19 protein-coding genes are annotated in these 14,096 nt (G+C 61.3%); 8 read left to right on the top strand and 11 right to left on the bottom strand.

Translation table 11 applies throughout. The features are described 5' to 3' along the window. The first annotated feature begins 134 nt into the window (after window positions 1-134). Together VJS46_RS12250 and VJS46_RS12245 are read left to right on the top strand one after the other, a co-directional pair. Window positions 135-947, top strand: a complete 813-nt coding sequence (locus VJS46_RS12250) for an alpha/beta hydrolase (RefSeq protein ID WP_324060340.1) — start codon at window positions 135-137, stop codon at window positions 945-947. Window positions 948-1,031: 84 nt separating this feature from the next. Next, entirely contained in the window at window positions 1,032-2,105 is a 1,074-nt protein-coding gene (locus VJS46_RS12245; protein WP_324060339.1) for an alkene reductase, read from the top strand. Between the two features lie 111 nt (window positions 2,106-2,216). Here the strand turns inward: VJS46_RS12245 and VJS46_RS12240 are convergent, their stop codons facing one another. The 11 genes from VJS46_RS12240 to flgB all read right to left on the bottom strand — a co-directional run bounded on the left by VJS46_RS12240 (window position 2,217) and on the right by flgB (window position 10,525). Continuing rightward, window positions 2,217-3,062, bottom strand: coding sequence for a flagellin (locus tag VJS46_RS12240; protein ID WP_324060338.1), 846 nt, complete (start codon window positions 3,060-3,062; stop codon window positions 2,217-2,219). Window positions 3,063-3,074: 12 nt separating this feature from the next. After that, window positions 3,075-4,406 (bottom strand): flagellar hook-associated protein FlgK, encoded by a 1,332-nt coding sequence (flgK, locus tag VJS46_RS12235; protein ID WP_324060337.1) that lies wholly within the window; start codon window positions 4,404-4,406, stop codon window positions 3,075-3,077. After that, entirely contained in the window at window positions 4,403-4,690 is a 288-nt protein-coding gene (locus VJS46_RS12230) for a rod-binding protein (protein ID WP_324060336.1), read from the bottom strand. Before VJS46_RS12230 ends, flgK begins: the two co-directional genes overlap by 4 nt. Further along, complete coding sequence (locus VJS46_RS12225; RefSeq protein WP_324060335.1) at window positions 4,690-5,793, bottom strand: flagellar basal body P-ring protein FlgI; 1,104 nt, start codon at window positions 5,791-5,793, stop codon at window positions 4,690-4,692. Before VJS46_RS12225 ends, VJS46_RS12230 begins: the two co-directional genes overlap by 1 nt. 11 nt (window positions 5,794-5,804) lie before the next feature. After that, window positions 5,805-6,443, bottom strand: a complete 639-nt coding sequence (locus tag VJS46_RS12220) for a flagellar basal body L-ring protein FlgH (RefSeq protein WP_324060334.1) — start codon at window positions 6,441-6,443, stop codon at window positions 5,805-5,807. 115 nt (window positions 6,444-6,558) lie between these two features. Beyond that, window positions 6,559-7,347: a flagellar basal-body rod protein FlgG gene (gene flgG, locus VJS46_RS12215; protein ID WP_324060333.1), complete on the bottom strand. Its 789-nt coding sequence runs from the start codon at window positions 7,345-7,347 to the stop codon at window positions 6,559-6,561. A gap of 111 nt (window positions 7,348-7,458) precedes the next feature. After that, window positions 7,459-8,202 (bottom strand): flagellar basal body rod protein FlgF, encoded by a 744-nt coding sequence (locus VJS46_RS12210; RefSeq protein ID WP_324060332.1) that lies wholly within the window; start codon window positions 8,200-8,202, stop codon window positions 7,459-7,461. A 31-nt stretch (window positions 8,203-8,233) separates the two neighbouring features. Further along, window positions 8,234-9,064: a flagellar hook-basal body complex protein gene (locus VJS46_RS12205; RefSeq protein ID WP_324060331.1), complete on the bottom strand. Its 831-nt coding sequence runs from the start codon at window positions 9,062-9,064 to the stop codon at window positions 8,234-8,236. A 26-nt stretch (window positions 9,065-9,090) separates the two neighbouring features. After that, window positions 9,091-9,762: a flagellar hook assembly protein FlgD gene (locus tag VJS46_RS12200; RefSeq protein WP_324060330.1), complete on the bottom strand. Its 672-nt coding sequence runs from the start codon at window positions 9,760-9,762 to the stop codon at window positions 9,091-9,093. After that, a complete protein-coding gene (gene flgC / locus VJS46_RS12195; protein WP_414708015.1) occupies window positions 9,759-10,151 on the bottom strand; it encodes a flagellar basal body rod protein FlgC in 393 nt (130 codons plus the stop codon). The genes VJS46_RS12200 and flgC overlap by 4 nt, the downstream gene beginning before the upstream one ends. 17 nt (window positions 10,152-10,168) lie before the next feature. Further along, a complete protein-coding gene (gene flgB / locus VJS46_RS12190; RefSeq protein ID WP_324060328.1) occupies window positions 10,169-10,525 on the bottom strand; it encodes a flagellar basal body rod protein FlgB in 357 nt (118 codons plus the stop codon). Window positions 10,526-10,766: 241 nt separating this feature from the next. On the opposite strand from flgB, the gene VJS46_RS12185 reads away from it, so the two are divergent. From VJS46_RS12185 to VJS46_RS12160, 6 genes are all read left to right on the top strand, one after another. Continuing rightward, on the top strand, window positions 10,767-11,471 hold the full coding sequence (locus tag VJS46_RS12185; RefSeq protein WP_414708014.1) for a motility protein A: 705 nt from the start codon (window positions 10,767-10,769) through the stop codon (window positions 11,469-11,471). Then, the gene (locus VJS46_RS12180) at window positions 11,468-11,968 is read left to right on the top strand and encodes a flagellar motor protein MotB (RefSeq protein ID WP_324060327.1); all 501 of its coding nucleotides are present in this window, start codon (window positions 11,468-11,470) and stop codon (window positions 11,966-11,968) included. Before VJS46_RS12185 ends, VJS46_RS12180 begins: the two co-directional genes overlap by 4 nt. 57 nt (window positions 11,969-12,025) lie before the next feature. Further along, a complete protein-coding gene (locus tag VJS46_RS12175; RefSeq protein WP_414708013.1) occupies window positions 12,026-12,535 on the top strand; it encodes a flagella basal body P-ring formation protein FlgA in 510 nt (169 codons plus the stop codon). 52 nt (window positions 12,536-12,587) lie between these two features. Next, the gene (gene flgM / locus VJS46_RS12170) at window positions 12,588-12,875 is read left to right on the top strand and encodes a flagellar biosynthesis anti-sigma factor FlgM (RefSeq protein WP_324060325.1); all 288 of its coding nucleotides are present in this window, start codon (window positions 12,588-12,590) and stop codon (window positions 12,873-12,875) included. Continuing rightward, on the top strand, window positions 12,875-13,177 hold the full coding sequence (locus VJS46_RS12165) for a hypothetical protein (RefSeq protein ID WP_324060324.1): 303 nt from the start codon (window positions 12,875-12,877) through the stop codon (window positions 13,175-13,177). The genes flgM and VJS46_RS12165 overlap by 1 nt, the downstream gene beginning before the upstream one ends. A 104-nt stretch (window positions 13,178-13,281) precedes the next feature. Next, on the top strand, window positions 13,282-14,094 hold the full coding sequence (locus tag VJS46_RS12160; RefSeq protein ID WP_324060323.1) for a lytic transglycosylase domain-containing protein: 813 nt from the start codon (window positions 13,282-13,284) through the stop codon (window positions 14,092-14,094). The last annotated feature ends 2 nt before the right edge of the window (window positions 14,095-14,096 follow it).

The raw sequence follows: 14,096 nt of genomic DNA, 5'->3' as shown, positions 1-14,096 counted from the left end.
GCGGCGCATGCGCGGTGCCAAGAGCCCCTAAATTGTTTCAATTCCTGCAATAGTGACGTGCAATTTTTCCCTATTATCGATCTCCTTATAATCAATGATGGGTGGCACTCAATACTGACGACAGGAGTATTTCCATGCCCAATCCGCTGATTAGACTTGCCTGCTCGGCAATGGTCGCAGCCGCAGGAATTTCTTCGGCATCAGCCGCCTTCGCTGACACCGCCTCCCCGAAGAAGGCGTCGGTCATATTGGTGCATGGCGCCTTTGTGGACGGTTCGGGATGGAAGGGAGTTTATAACATCCTCAAACGGGACGGCTATGATGTCACGGTCGTTCAAAATTCAACAACATTGCTTGCAGACGATGTTGCGGCGACAAGGCGGGCAATAGAGGCAACCAATGGGCCGGTTGTCCTGGTGGGTCATTCTTATGGCGGCGCGGTCATCACCGAGGCGGGAATGGACCCGAAGGTCGCCAGCCTGGTCTATGTTGCGGCCTTTGCGCCTGATAAGGGAGAGTCGGTGGCATCGCTCAGCGCCAATGCCAAACCTGGCACTTCCGCTCCCCCCATTGTACCCACAGCAGATGGGCAACTTCTCCTCGACCGCTCCAAATTTCGCGAGGCGGTTGCGGCGGACGTCGATGCCAAAACCGCTGCCTTCATGGCGGATTCGCAGGTTCCGTGGGGAATGGGCGCGCTACAGGAGACGGTGCGTTCGCCAGCTTGGGCGGCCAAGCCGAGCTGGTATCTGATCGCAACGCAAGATCACATGATCCCCCCGGCAGCACAGCGCGCCATGGCAGGCCGGATGCGCGCCACGACGATCGAAGTCGATGCGAGCCATGCAGTCTATATTTCCAAACCTGCAGAAGTCGCCTCTTTGATAGAAAAGGCATCCAGCAATGCGCCGGAAGTTACATCCGCAAATACAAGTAAAACTAAATAAATTTATAAATACATCCATTGAAATTATTTTCAATTTCCTTCCAACGTTATCCTATCCCTATAACCTTTGTAGACAGGGAAAATCATGAATTCCGACTTATTCAATACTTTTGACCTTGAAGGTCTGTCTTTGTCGAACCGCCTGGTTATGGCGCCGATGACGCGCAACCGTGCCGATCGGAACGGCAACGTGACCCCGATGATGGTCGATTATTATGCGCAGCGGGCCAGCGCGGGCCTGATCGTTGCAGAATCCACGGCGGTTTCTGCCCAGGCTGTAGGCTACCCCTTCTCCCCTGGCCTGTACACTGAGGAACAGGCGGAAAGCTGGTTGCCCCTGACGAATGCAGTGCATGAATCAGGAGGGCGCATCTTCGTGCAGCTTCAACATTGCGGGCGGATTTCGCATCCCAACATGCAAGCCGACGGCGCCACGCCTGTCGCTCCGTCGTCCGTTCGGCCGTCCGGGCAAGCGGTGACATATGAAGGCATGCAGGATTTCGTGACGCCCCGCGCATTGGATGAGGGTGAAATTCCCGACATTGTCGCGCAATTCCAACATGCCGCCGAATTGGCCCGGCGCGCAGGCTTCGACGGCATCGAACTGCATGGCGGCAACGGATATCTGATCGACCAGTTTTTGCGCGACGGCTCCAATCATCGCGCCGACGCTTATGGCGGAAACGTCAGCAACCGCATGCGGCTTTTGAACGAGATTATCGACGCAGTGAGCCGCATCTGGCCAGCCGGACGAGTGGGTGTGCGTTTGACCCCGGAAAACAGCTTCAATTCGATGTCAGACTCTGCTCCCCAGACGCACTTTAACTATTTTGTGCGGGAATTGAGCCAACGGGGTTTGGCTTATGTGCATTTTCTCGAAGGCGACATTGTGTCCAATTCGCCCTCTGTCGATTATGGCGCGCTGCGATCCAGTTTTTCCGGCTGCTACATCGCAAATAAGGGCTATGATCTGGATGCCGCGAAAAAGGCCGTCGCTGAAGGCACGGCAGATTTGGTGGCGTTCGGCGTGCCTTTCCTGGCCAACCCCGATCTTGTTCGGCGGTTTCGAGACGGCCTTCCCCTTAATCCGGTATATCCGGCAACCTTTTATGGTGGCGGCGAACAAGGCTACATCGATTACCCGTTCTTCGTTGAGTAAAGACGTCAATTCCCGGAACAATTCAAAGAGATCTGGTCTCTGGTAAAGCCCTGACCACGCCGTCGTCCCTGCGCAGGGGCGACGGCCTTGGTCTCAAACCTGAAGCCCCATTCACCCGATCAGGTCGAACAGCGACTGCTTGTTGATCCGGGCAAAGGCCGATTGAGCCGCTTCCAGCGTCAGGAGCTTCTGCTGAATCCTGGCAATGGTTTCAGTGAGATCGGTGTCCTCCAGCGTCGAACGCCGTTCCTTAAGTGTCAGCAACACATCCTGCAATCGCTCGGAAAAGGTGGCTAGGCGCTCCGCCCGGATGCCCTGCTTGGCTTGCTGGTTGATGATGTGGTCGAGGCCATCTTCCACGCCTCCCAATGCAGCCATACGCGCTGCATCATCGCCGCTCTCCACTGCGGCAATGGCGGCGGCGAGGATGTCGTCCAGCGACATGGGCGTTCCATTTACGTCTATGCCTTCGGAGATTGATTGACGCGTGCCCACCGCCTCAAGCTGGATGCCCCGCCCGACGGGGATTTTGACGGTCGTCGAATCGTCGAATACCGGAATACCCTGAAAATCCGTTTCATTAATCAGATCGGACAGCGTTTCGCGCAATGCCGTCAGTTCAGTTACAACGGCAGCGCGCCCGGAATCGCCTGTGGGAGTCGATGACGCCTGCAGTACCAACTCCTTCGCCCGCGTCATCAGGCTGTTGATCTGATTGAGATTGGTCTGGGCCTTTTCCGCCCGGCTTTCACCATAGCCAATATTCTGGGTCCAGGCGGCATAGCTTGCCTGAAGGCGGCCGATCTCCGAAATTTCGACCCAGGCATGAACATCGTCAGACGGGGCGTTCAGCCGCTTGCCGCTGGACACCGCCACCTGCGCCTTGGCGATTTCCTGGGTCAGCACCTGCTGGCGCTTGATTTCATCGGCGACGGTTTGACGGCTGATCGCGACCATGGCGGTTGATCCTTACATGACTTCAAGGATGGACTGGAAGGTTTCCCGCGCCATCTGGATGATCTTGGCGCAGCCGGCATAGGCCTGCTGCATGCGAAGCAGTTCGGCGGCTTCAAGGTCAAGGTCGACGCCCGAAACCGACTCCCTCGCCGCCCGGGCCTGTTCGTCCCGCGCGGCGGCAGTCTTTTCTTCGCTGAGCGTAGAGGTCAGCAGGGTGGCATGGGTGCTGACCAGTTGCGTCCAGCCGTCCTCCGCGCTGCCGGTTCCCCGGATAGCGTTGATGGTGAGCAGATTTCCATTGGCCGTGCCGTCGGCCGATGCGATTGCCAGATCGGCGCTGTCACTGATCAGCAGTTGAAGCGACGCGGCGGTGGTGCCGGCCGACAACAGCGCTCCGCCAGCGACGCCTGCGGAGGTGAAGCCGCTCTGGTGCCAACTGTTCATCTCCTGCGCAAATTGCACGGCAAGCGCATCCACGCTTGTCATGCGGCCGCTGGTGATGGTGGCGCTTGTGAAGAGGCCGCCAAGCTCTCCTCCCCCAGGAGCCGCAATTGCGGTGCCGTCCAGCGACAGCGACAATGTGCCGTCGGCATTCTGGGTGACGGCAAAGCTGCCAGCGCTGCCATTGGCGACAATGTCCTGTCCGGCATATTGGACGGTGACGGTGCCATTGTTTCCAAAGGCGATGTCGACGTCGAGCTGGCTTGTCAGCATGGCGAGCGCTGCATCGCGGCTGTCCAGCAATTGGGCCTCTGCCGTGGTGCCGGGAGAGATGCGGCGCAAACCATCATTGACACGCGCAAGCTCGCCCAGAGCGTCGTTGATGGCCGACACGCTCACCGACGCATCCGATCCAATACCTTTCGAAACATTCTGGAGGTTGGTTGCGGTCTGCTGAAAGGCAGTGACTACCTGTTCGACGTTGAACAGGAAATTCACGCGCAGCGTTTCGCTGCCGGGATTGGCAGCCAGCGTCTCGGCGGAGGCGAACATGGTGGTCATGAGCTGACCGACGCCATTTTCCGTATCGTTGAGCGCTGTTTCAACCTCTGTCAGCCAGCGGCCCCGTGCGGCGGCGCTGCCCAACTGATTGCCCGTCAGCCGGGCAGCGGCGTCAAGATAGGGATCGTGCGCCCGAACCACGCCCGCAATTTCGACGCCCCCGAACGTTGCGCTTGGCACATAATAGATGGAGGTGCTGGTGGACACGGCGGATTCGGTGGTTCGGATCGACCGGCGCGCATAATTGGCGGTGTCCGCGTTTGAGATATTCTCCGAAATCGCCGCCAGCGCCGCCCTGTAGGCCTTGGTGCCTGACGCGCCGATGGAGAGGAGATCGCTCATATCCGTCTCTCGAACTGTTTCAGCAGCATCGTCGCGATGCCAAGGCCGCCGCTATGCGCCATGCTGTCGGCAATGCGCGCATCGGACATGTCGCGAAACTGGTCGCCCGCGCTGGAACCCAGAAGGTCCTCGCCCAGGCCGGCCGACCGCATGGAGGCGATCATCTGGCGGACGAAGACCGCTTCGAACTCCATTGCCGCCTGTTTGAGGCCATCCCGATCCGCCGCGGCTGTTGCAGCAGCCGCGACGGAACCGTTTGACCCTGTGATCTTGCCTGTATCCATTACAGCACCACCAATTCAGCCTTCATGGCGCCCGCCTGCTTCAGCGCCTCCAGAATGGCGACCAGGTCGGCAGGCGAGCTGCCGATCGCATTCACCGCCTTCACAATGTCAGCGAGCGAGGCGCCACCCCTGAACTCGAACATGGGATTGCGTTCTTCATTGACATCGAGCGTGCTCGATTGCTCAACCGCCGTTTCGCCCTTGGAGAAGGGCAGCGGTTGCACCACGCGCGGCGCTTCGCCTACCCGGACGGTGAGCTTGCCATGACTGACGGCGGCGGGATTGATCCGCACCGCGCCATTGATGACGACCGTGCCGGTGCGCGCATTCACGATGACCCTTGCGGGGGCCTCCGCCGGCTTCACATTGATGTTCTCGATAAGGCCCATCATCATGATGCGCTTCTCCGCGCCCGGCTCTGCATTGATGGCGATCGAAACAGCATCCAACGCCCGCGCGCGATTGTCGCCGAAGGTGAGGTTGATGGCGTCGGCGACGCGCAGCGCCGTCGTAAGGTCCGCCTCGTTCAGGTTGAAGGTCAGCGACGGGCTGTCCGCAAAGCCCGTCGCGACCGCCTGTTCAACCGTCGCTCCGCCCGGTATGCGTCCGGCCGAAGGGATGTTGACCGAAAGCTTGGAACCGTCCGCGCCTTCAACGCCAAGGCCGCCAACGGCAAGGTTGCCCTGCGCCATTGCATAGATCTGCCCGTCCGCGCCGCGCAGAGGCGTCATCACCAGCGTACCGCCGCGCAGCGACTTGGCCTTGCCAAGCGCCGACACGGTGATGTCGAGCCGCTGGCCAGGCTTGGCGAAGGCGGGGAGCTCCGCCGTCACCATCACCGCCGCTGCATTTTTGAGCGCCGGATTGACGCCGGCGGGCAGTGTCAGGCCGAAACGCGACACCATTCCTTTGACGCCTTGCGTCGAATAATCGAGGCTGTCGTCACCCGTTCCGGCAAGGCCCACGACAATGCCATAGCCCGTGAGCTGGTTGGCGCGCAGGCTCTGGAAGCCGCCGAGATCCTTGATGCGCTCGGCTGCAGCGGGGCTGACCGACAGCAGCGCGAACACAAGGAAAGCAAGGAAACGGGACAGGAAGGTCATGGCGGGCTCCATCAGAAGGGGCTGATCCGGGAGAAGAAACGCTGCAGCCAGCCTTGTCTGCTGGAGCGCGCAAATTCGCCCTTGCCGGAATAGGTGATCCTGGCATCGGCCACCCGGGTGGAAGCGACGCGATTGTCCGGCCCGATGTCCGATTGGCGGACAAGGCCCGAAATTTGGATGAACTCATCGCCGCGATTGAGCGTAAGCTGCTTTTCCCCGCGCACCAGCATCGTGCCATTGGGGAAGACCTGGGCAATGGTGACGGTGATTTCTCCCGAAAGTGCGTTCGACTGTTCCGCCTCGCCGCCGCCGGTGAAATCCTGGGATCCCCCCGCGCCGATGTCGCTGCTCGAAAAGAAGGACAGCGGTCCGGTGCTGGGCGGGGTAAGGCCGATGCTGCCGGACCGGTCGGTGGTCTGGCCGGTGCTTTTCTTGGCCTGCGTCCGTTCCACAAGCGCGATGGTCAATATGTCGCCGACCATCGACGCCCGCGTCCCGCTGGTGAGCGGGGCATAGCCGTGCGCGGCCTGAAAGATGGAGCCATTGGCCGACTGCCCGTTCGTGGGTTGCGCATAGGTCGGTGCATAGTCAGCCTTCGCCTCACGCGCCTGGGCGGGTGCGCTCAAGCCGGCAAGGACCAAGCCTGTCATCGCCAACACGAAACCGTTTGTACCGAGCGAAGTCGAGGTACCTCGCGCCAAGCCAACGTCCCTCGACTTCGCTCGGGACGAACGGTGACGAAGAGTTGTTGCCACGGCGCGCATCTTACATGTTCTGGTTGGCATATTGCAGCATCTCGTCAGTGGCTGAGATCATCTTGCTGTTGACCTCATAGGCGCGCTGGGTCTCGATCATGTCGACCAGTTCCTCGACGACATTGACGTTGGAACCTTCAAGCGCGCCCTGGCGCAACGCGCCGCGTCCTTCGGTCCCTGCCGCACCAGTCTGCGCCTGACCGCTGGCGGCCGTTTCGGTGTAAAGATTGTTGCCCAGCGCCTGGAGTCCGGCCGGATTGACGAAGCGTGCGGTTTCGATGCGGCCTAGCTCGGTCGGCTCAGATTCTCCCGCCAGCGTCGCTGACACGGTGCCGTCCGAACCGATGGTCAGGCCGGTCGCGCCTTCTGGTATCTGGATCTGCGGTTGCAGCGGCTGACCGTCCGGCGTCACGATAACGCCTTCGCTCGACAGGCTGAAATTGCCTGCGCGGGTGTAGGCGGTGGTGCCGTCGGCCATCTGCACCTGGAAATAGCCCTGGCCTTCAATGGCGAGGTCCAGGCCATTGCCGGTCGTGGTCAGCGATCCTTGCGATTCCATCCGGGCGGTTCCGGCCATCTGCACGCCCGAACCCAGCGAAAGGCCGACTGCAAACTGGTTCTGCCCGTCCGAAGAGGCGCCCTGCGCCACGATCTGCTGATAGGCGAGCGTCTCAAAATTCGCCCGGTCCTTTTTGAAGCCCGTGGTGTTCACGTTGGCGAGGTTGTTGGCGATGACCTGCATCTTCAGATTTTGCGCGTCCAGCCCGGTGCGGGCGACATGCAGAGCAGCATTGGTCATGGTCGGTCCCCTTTATTCCATTCGCATTGTCGCTCCAGCGAAAGCAGGAGCCTATGTTCCAACAAGCACAAACCGTGCCAATTTATATATGCGCGTACCTCAGTTTCATCTTCAATCCGGCAGCCGCATCAGGCTGGCGCCGCCATCGTCCAGCTCCTTGGCGGTGCTGACGAGCTTGATCTGTGTCTCCCAGGCGCGGCTCGCCTCGATCATCTGAACGAGCGCCTGGGTCGCGTTGACATTGGAGCCTTCCAGCGCCTCTGCGGTGACGCCGCCCTCAGGATCCTGGGGCAGGGTTCCGCCATTCTTCTCGCGGAACAGGCCGTCCAGTCCCTTGGCGATCTGCGATCCCTTGGGCGATACGAGTTTCAGCCGGTCGACCTGCTGCGGCTGGGCAGGATCGCCGCCCTGGGGTACGATCCAGATGCCGCCATCCTTGGCGATGGTGATGCTGTCGGCGGGCGGCAGGGTGATGGGGCCCCCGTCCCCAAGCACCGGATTGCCGTCGCCCGTCGTCAGCAGCCCGCTGTCACTGAGCTTCAGGTCGCCCCGCCGTGTATAGGCCTCGTCCCCATCCGGGGCCTGCACGGCAAGCAGGGCGTCGCCGTTCATCGCGACATCGAGCGGATTGTCTGTTTGCGTAACCGATCCCGATGCCATGTCGGCGGCGATCACCTGTTCGGTCGCCTGGGCGCGAGCGTTGAGGCCAGGGCCATTGAGCCAGGTCGTGTTCGCATTGGCAATTTCCGCGCGAAAGCCGATGGTAGCTGCGTTCGCGAGATTATTGGCGATCGCGGTTTGACGCGCCATCGCACCCCGCATCGCCGTCATAGCCGTGTGAACCAGCCTGTCCATGGATCAGCGCCCCTTGCCCCAGCCGCTCTTATCAGGTCCGCAGGTTGACGATGGCCTGAGTCATCGTGCTGGCGGACTCGATGGCCTTTGCATTGGCCTGGAAGTTCCGCTGGGCGGAGATGAGAGCGACCAGTTCCTCGGTGATGTCGACATTGGACCGTTCGAGCGCACCCGACTGGATCGTGCCGAACAGGCCCGAAGCGCCGGTGCCATAGACGGCCCCGCCGCTATCATTATTGGCTTCCCAATGGGCATCGCCGCTCTGGCGCAGGCCCTCTTGGCTCGGGAAGCTGGCAAGTGCGACGCTGCCGAGCGGCTGCGTGGTGCCATCGGCGAAGGTGGCGGTGATAAGCCCCGTCTTGGAAATGCCGAGGCTGGACAGGTCCACGACTTCGCCAGCCGCATTGGTATAGGATGTGGGAACCTGCACATCGGTAAGATCCGCCGCAGCCGTGCTAGTGACGGTGCCGCTCGCATCGACAGGGAGAGCCTGTATCCGGCTGCCCGTGGTGTCCACGATATAGCGGTCCTCGTTCAGGCTGAACGCGCCGTTACGAGTGTAGCCGATCTGCCCGGACTCAGTGGCGACAGTGAAGAAGCCCTCGCCGGTAATGGCAAGATCCAGTGTCTTGTCGGTGGTTTCCAGCGTACCTTGGGTGAACTGCTGCGTCAGGCCATTCAAGCGCACGCCCTGCCCGGCGACGGTGCCGGAGGTCTGAAGCGCCGAGGAGGAGAAGATGTCGCCGAAAGCGGCGCGGCTCTTCTTGAAGGCTGTGGAACTGACGTTCGCCACGTTGTTGGAAATGGTGGTGAGGTCGGACTGCGCCGCCTTCAATCCTGAAAGAGAGATGTAGAATGACATGCGTTGCTACTCCTTCGTGAAACCGCTCAGCTCAGCTTCTGCGCATCGCTGGGTGAAAATTCGCCAATGGCGGTGATGAGGCGGGCCGAACTTGCATCGGCGGGCGATTGCACGCCTGCGATCGCGGCCCAGGTGGATATGGAGGAGGTGTTCGCCCCCTTGACCACGACCTGCAGCGCCTGGCTGTCGATCATGTTGCCGTTCTCGTCCGTGCCGTCCCAATAGAAGGGCACCGTCGAGCCAGCCGGCCTTGCTCCCATGTCGATGCTCTTGACGACATTGCCGCTGGCATCGATCAGCTCGATGGACAGGCCATCCGCAGCCTCGGCGAGCTTCACTTCGCCGCCATAGACGCCGTAGCGGTCGGGCGTGACGATGTCGCCGTCGACCAGCATCGACTTGCCGATCCAGTTGGCCGCGTCCGAAATGCGCGAAGTGGAGTTGGCCATGGCGTCGAGCCGGCTGCTGATGTTCTTCAGCGACACATTCATTTCCGCAGTGCCCGCAACCTGGGAAAAAGTCGCCATCTGCGCCACCATCTGCGTATTATCCATGGGCTGAAAGGGATCCTGCATCTTTAGCTGCGCCGACATGAGCTTCAGGAAGCTCGACTGGTCCATCGTCTGCGAACCTGTTGTCTTCGCGCCGCTATTCTGCGTGGTCAGGCTGGAGATATAGTCATTGGCTATCGTGGTCATTTGCCCATCCTTATCGTGTCGAGCAGCAGCGACTTGGCGGTTTGCAGGACCTGCACGTTGTTCTGATACTGGCGGGCCGTTTCGATCATCTCGACCAGCTCCGCGCTCTGATCCACGCCCGCTTCCCAGACGTCGCCATTGGCATCCGCGAGCGGGTGTCCGGGATCGTGGCGCTTGACGGGCTGGACGTCGGACTGGACGACCTTGTCGACCTTGACGGTGGCGACGCCGGGTTCATCAGCGATCGTCTGGAAGACCGGCTTGATCGCGCGAAAAGCGGTCCTTGCATCGCCCGTCACGGTTCCCGCATTGGCGAGGTTGGAAGCCGTCGCATTCAAGCGCACCAGTTGCGCCGACATGGCGCGTCCGGCGATATCGAAGATGTTCATGGGACCGGCCATGGCGCTCATTCTCCCTTCAGCGCGCGCGTGATCGTGTTCAGCCGCCCTTCAAGGAAGGACAGCGTGGTCCGGTACTGCACGGCGTTCTCGGCAAAGAGCGTCTGCTCGGTCGAAAGCTCCACGGTGTTGCCGTCGAGCGAAGATTGCAGGGGCACGCGATAGCCCATCGCGGCGGTCGTGGCACGATCGGTACTGACGCCCTGCTGCGTCGCGGCTGCCAGCGCCTTGTCGAAGTCAATGTCGCGCGCCTTGTAATTGGGCGTGGCGGCATTGGCGATGTTGGAGGCGAGAAGGCTGAGGCGCTGCGAACGCAGAGCCAGCGCCTTTCCATGCACTCCGAACAAACTGTCTTCCAACGCCATTGAAGGCCTCCGCTAAAACTTTCCGTCCCATTGCCGTTCTTGCCCTTGCAGGCGATGCGGCTGGTTAACGGCAGCACCAAAGCAAAGGCCGTGCCAATTTGGCGATACCCACTCGTCCGGGCTGCCAGAGGTGCGCTTTTCTGCGGTTCTCCATGTCGGCGGCAAGCAAGGCGGCAAATTTTTGCCGCCCGGCGGCAATGGCTTGCCGCCGCCTGCCGGAATGGAGCGAAAAGTGGCGGAATTGCTGGCCTTCCTCGGCAGGACCTTTGACCCTTCCGCTTTGCTGCTGGTCTTTGCCGGTTCGCTGCTGGTCGCGTTCATTCAGGTAGGTGCTGACAATATGCGGCGCTTGCCGGGCACGTTACGTCCCCTGCTGCACGCGCACCCCTGCGCCGACAGGGATGCTGCGCGCCGGGCCATGCTTCGTGTGGAACATGTGACCCATTTGAGAGGCATTGGCTGCGCCGACCGGGTCTCCACAACCGCCCCCTTCCTCAAGCGCGCCATCGATCAACTCGCCAACGCCCCTGATGAAGCTCAATTCGAACGCTGGGCGAGGGATGAGCTCGCCGCGCGGTCGGAACGCCATCAAGGCGTCATCCGCGCATGGAGCGCCATTGCCGATGCGGCGCCAGCACTTGGCATGGCGGGGACCATCATCGGCCTTATCCGCATGTTCGCGGCCATGGATGATCCCGGCGCCATTGGTCCCGCCATGGCGCTCGCCCTGCTGACCACCCTTTATGGCCTTGTGCTCGCCAATATGGTGGCGGGGCCGATTGCCGCGCGCTTGGCTTTGCTCTCGGAAATGGAAATCGGCTGGCAGCTGGAAGTACTGGACCGGATGCTGGACCTGGCGCGAGCGGAACTGGTCAGTCCTCAACCCGCCCTGCGTCAAGCGGACGTCGCACGTCCCCGTCAAAATAGCGTCAGGGAAGCGGCATGACCGCTCTTCGCCGGGGCCGCTGGGCGCTCAGCTTCGCCGATCTCTGCCTGCTGCTACTTGGTTTCTTCGTGCTGCTGAATGCCAGCGGCAACAGTGCGGAAGAGGCCGCCTTGCAGCTTTCCCGCTATTTCGGACCCGTCAAGGACGATAGCGCCTTCCAGTCCATTCCTGCATCCCGCCTGTTCCAGCGCGGCGAAGCTATGCTGACGCCGGCGGGAAGGGCTCAGCTTCATCGCATTGGCGCGGAAGCTCATAGGAAACAGCGGCTTGTCCGCATCGCGTCAGTCGGAGAAGACAAGGCCGGCCGGCGTTTCGACCGATGGGAATTGGCGGCTGCTCGGCTTGCCGCTGCGGCCAGGGGGCTACAGGAAGCTGGTTTGCCCGAGACCCACATAGAACTCCGTGGCTTGGACGAGGCGCAGCGTGGCGGCACCACTTCGGTTGCAGGCCAGCAACTCGTCATCTGGCAAAAGCATAGGCCATTAAGCAGGGATTGACCTTCTTTGGCACATATTTTGCTTACCCGTTATGGGATAGGAATGCCAAAGGAGTATATTGTGCGTAAAGCAATGGCCGCAGCGGCCCTGATGGCCGGTTTGGCAAATATGCCGACCCAGGCCCAGACGCAGCGTTTCGAGGATATCAACGGCCTTGAGGCGCTGGTGATCGCAAGGATCGGCGCGGCGGTCGGACAGCCCGGCGGCCCGGTGGCGCCGATCGATCGCCGCCTGAAATTGGCGGCCTGCCCCGGAACGCCGGTCATCGAAGGGCCGGTGATGGGAGCCGCGGTGGTTCGTTGCGAAGCAATTGGCTGGCGCATACGGGTGCCGCTCCGCGCGGCGATAATGCCTGCGGCGGCGGCAAGGTCGGCCATGCTGGTACGCAAGGGCGATCCGGTGGAAATGGTCGCTCAGGGATCGAGCTTTTCGGTCTCAACCCAGATGATGGCCGATGAAGATGGCGGCCGGGGAGACATGATCCGGGTTCGTGCGGACCGGAAATCCGCGCCTGTCGTGGCCCGGGTGGTTGATGTTGGCGTGGTCAGCGCCCCAGGATTTAATTAATTCTTACTCCCGCCGTTATAGAGCGTAGCGGGACGAGCAAAGGAAGAGATCAATGGTTGAACCCATCGGACAGGCACGGGCGTCAGCACTGAATTCGATCAAGCTTCGTGAGGCTGCAAAAGGTCAGGCGTCATCGTCCGTCGGCCTGAATGCCGAAGCGCCGGAAACGGCCGAAACCCAGAGCCCGGCCACGCGCATGGCTGCTGAAGGCGCGCCTGTGGACAGCGCCAAGGTGGCCGACATCAAGGCGGCGATCGCCAGCGGCAATTATCCGGTCGATCCCGAAAAGATCGCGGAAAAGATGATCGATCTGGATCTGCCGGGCAAAGAAAGCCGATAATGACCGCACAGGCACTGGACCGGCTCGGGAACGGATTTTCCGAGCTTATCGAACTGCTGGATGGCGACGACATCGAGCGGCTGGAAACCGTGATCGCCGAAGTGCGCGTGGCGCTGGAGGATGTGCGGGCCGAGGGCGCCTGGCGCGATACGCATGAAGTCACGGGCCGCATCCAGCAAATCATGCCGCTGGTAGAAGCCGCGCGCATCCGCGTCAATTTCCTGACGGACCTCAACCGTCAGCGCGTCGATATGCTGGCGCGCCATGGCGGACGGATGACGCTCAGCACCTACAAACGCTGATATTCGCTGCCGCTCCGCCGCTGCGGTAAAACTGGCACGGATATTGCTCTGATAGCCCCCGAGAGATCGGGGGCTTTTTGCTGCCCACTGTTAAAGGAAAGATCGTGCCGTCATTTGGCGAACTGGACATTGGAGGGGTAGGAGGCGGCAATCGCGTCACCAATGCCATTGCCACGGCCAGCCGGCGCACAGGTGTCGACTTCACCTATCTGTTCAATCAGGCGAAGATCGAAAGCAGCCTCAATCCCAATGCGCGCGCGAGCACGTCCAGCGCAACCGGTCTTTATCAATTCATCGATCAGAGTTGGCTCGGCGTTATCAACGATCATGGCGCAAAGCACGGCCTTGGCTGGGCGGCGGATGCGATCGGCAAGAGCGGCGGGCATTATTATGTCACTGACCCTGCGCTGCGCCAGCAGATCATGGACCTGCGCACGCAGCCGGAGGTCGCCTCTATCATGGCGGCCGAACATGCCGCCGATAATCAGGAGACTCTGGAAAGCCGATTGGGCCGGGCCGTTACCGCGACCGATCTTTACCTCGCGCATTTCCTGGGTGTTGGCGGGGCAGCAAAATTCCTGCGCGCCCATGACCAGAACCCTGGGGCCTCGGCTGCGGCGGTGTTACCTTCAGCGGCCGCCGCCAACCGCTGGGTCTTCTATGACCGGAATGGCGCGCCGCGCAGCCTGGCGGAAGTGCGGCAGCGCTTTGCCGAGAAACTGGGCGGCGACGGCAATTATCTGCCGGCCTCCTCCCGCGAGCAATTGCCGGAAATTCCAGAGGGGCAGCCGGTCCAGCCAGCCGACTATGTCCGGATCGAAACCGCGCGGCTGGAAAGCCGCAGGTACCCCACTATTGCGCCGCAGCCGGAAACGGCGCGGCTCGCCTATCTGATGCTGGCGACTTTTGGAAGGTAAGG

It is taken from the genome of Rhizorhapis sp. (assembly GCF_035276005.1).
GTDB lineage: Bacteria > Pseudomonadota > Alphaproteobacteria > Sphingomonadales > Sphingomonadaceae > Rhizorhapis.
The sequence above is the reverse complement of the archived record's forward strand: the minus strand, read 5'-3'. Positions and strand labels throughout refer to the sequence as shown.

Bases quoted from the DNA above. Each gene is read 5' to 3' on its own strand.
- flgK (WP_324060337.1), bottom strand. From the start codon at position 4,406: ATGAGCGATCTCCTCTCCATCGGCGCGTCAGGCACCAAGGCCTACAGG.
- VJS46_RS12180 (WP_324060327.1), top strand. From the start codon at position 11,468: ATGACCGCTCTTCGCCGGGGCCGCTGGGCGCTCAGCTTCGCCGATCTC.
- flgM (WP_324060325.1), top strand. From the start codon at position 12,588: ATGGTTGAACCCATCGGACAGGCACGGGCGTCAGCACTGAATTCGATC.
- VJS46_RS12220 (WP_324060334.1), bottom strand. From the start codon at position 6,443: ATGACAGGCTTGGTCCTTGCCGGCTTGAGCGCACCCGCCCAGGCGCGT.
- VJS46_RS12200 (WP_324060330.1), bottom strand. From the start codon at position 9,762: ATGACCACGATAGCCAATGACTATATCTCCAGCCTGACCACGCAGAAT.
- VJS46_RS12210 (WP_324060332.1), bottom strand. From the start codon at position 8,202: ATGGACAGGCTGGTTCACACGGCTATGACGGCGATGCGGGGTGCGATG.
- VJS46_RS12165 (WP_324060324.1), top strand. From the start codon at position 12,875: ATGACCGCACAGGCACTGGACCGGCTCGGGAACGGATTTTCCGAGCTT.
- flgG (WP_324060333.1), bottom strand. From the start codon at position 7,347: ATGACCAATGCTGCTCTGCATGTCGCCCGCACCGGGCTGGACGCGCAA.
- VJS46_RS12205 (WP_324060331.1), bottom strand. From the start codon at position 9,064: ATGTCATTCTACATCTCTCTTTCAGGATTGAAGGCGGCGCAGTCCGAC.
- VJS46_RS12250 (WP_324060340.1), top strand. From the start codon at position 135: ATGCCCAATCCGCTGATTAGACTTGCCTGCTCGGCAATGGTCGCAGCC.
- VJS46_RS12245 (WP_324060339.1), top strand. From the start codon at position 1,032: ATGAATTCCGACTTATTCAATACTTTTGACCTTGAAGGTCTGTCTTTG.
- flgC (WP_414708015.1), bottom strand. From the start codon at position 10,151: ATGAACATCTTCGATATCGCCGGACGCGCCATGTCGGCGCAACTGGTG.
- VJS46_RS12230 (WP_324060336.1), bottom strand. From the start codon at position 4,690: ATGGATACAGGCAAGATCACAGGGTCAAACGGTTCCGTCGCGGCTGCT.
- VJS46_RS12240 (WP_324060338.1), bottom strand. From the start codon at position 3,062: ATGGTCGCGATCAGCCGTCAAACCGTCGCCGATGAAATCAAGCGCCAG.
- VJS46_RS12225 (WP_324060335.1), bottom strand. From the start codon at position 5,793: ATGACCTTCCTGTCCCGTTTCCTTGCTTTCCTTGTGTTCGCGCTGCTG.
- flgB (WP_324060328.1), bottom strand. From the start codon at position 10,525: ATGGCGTTGGAAGACAGTTTGTTCGGAGTGCATGGAAAGGCGCTGGCT.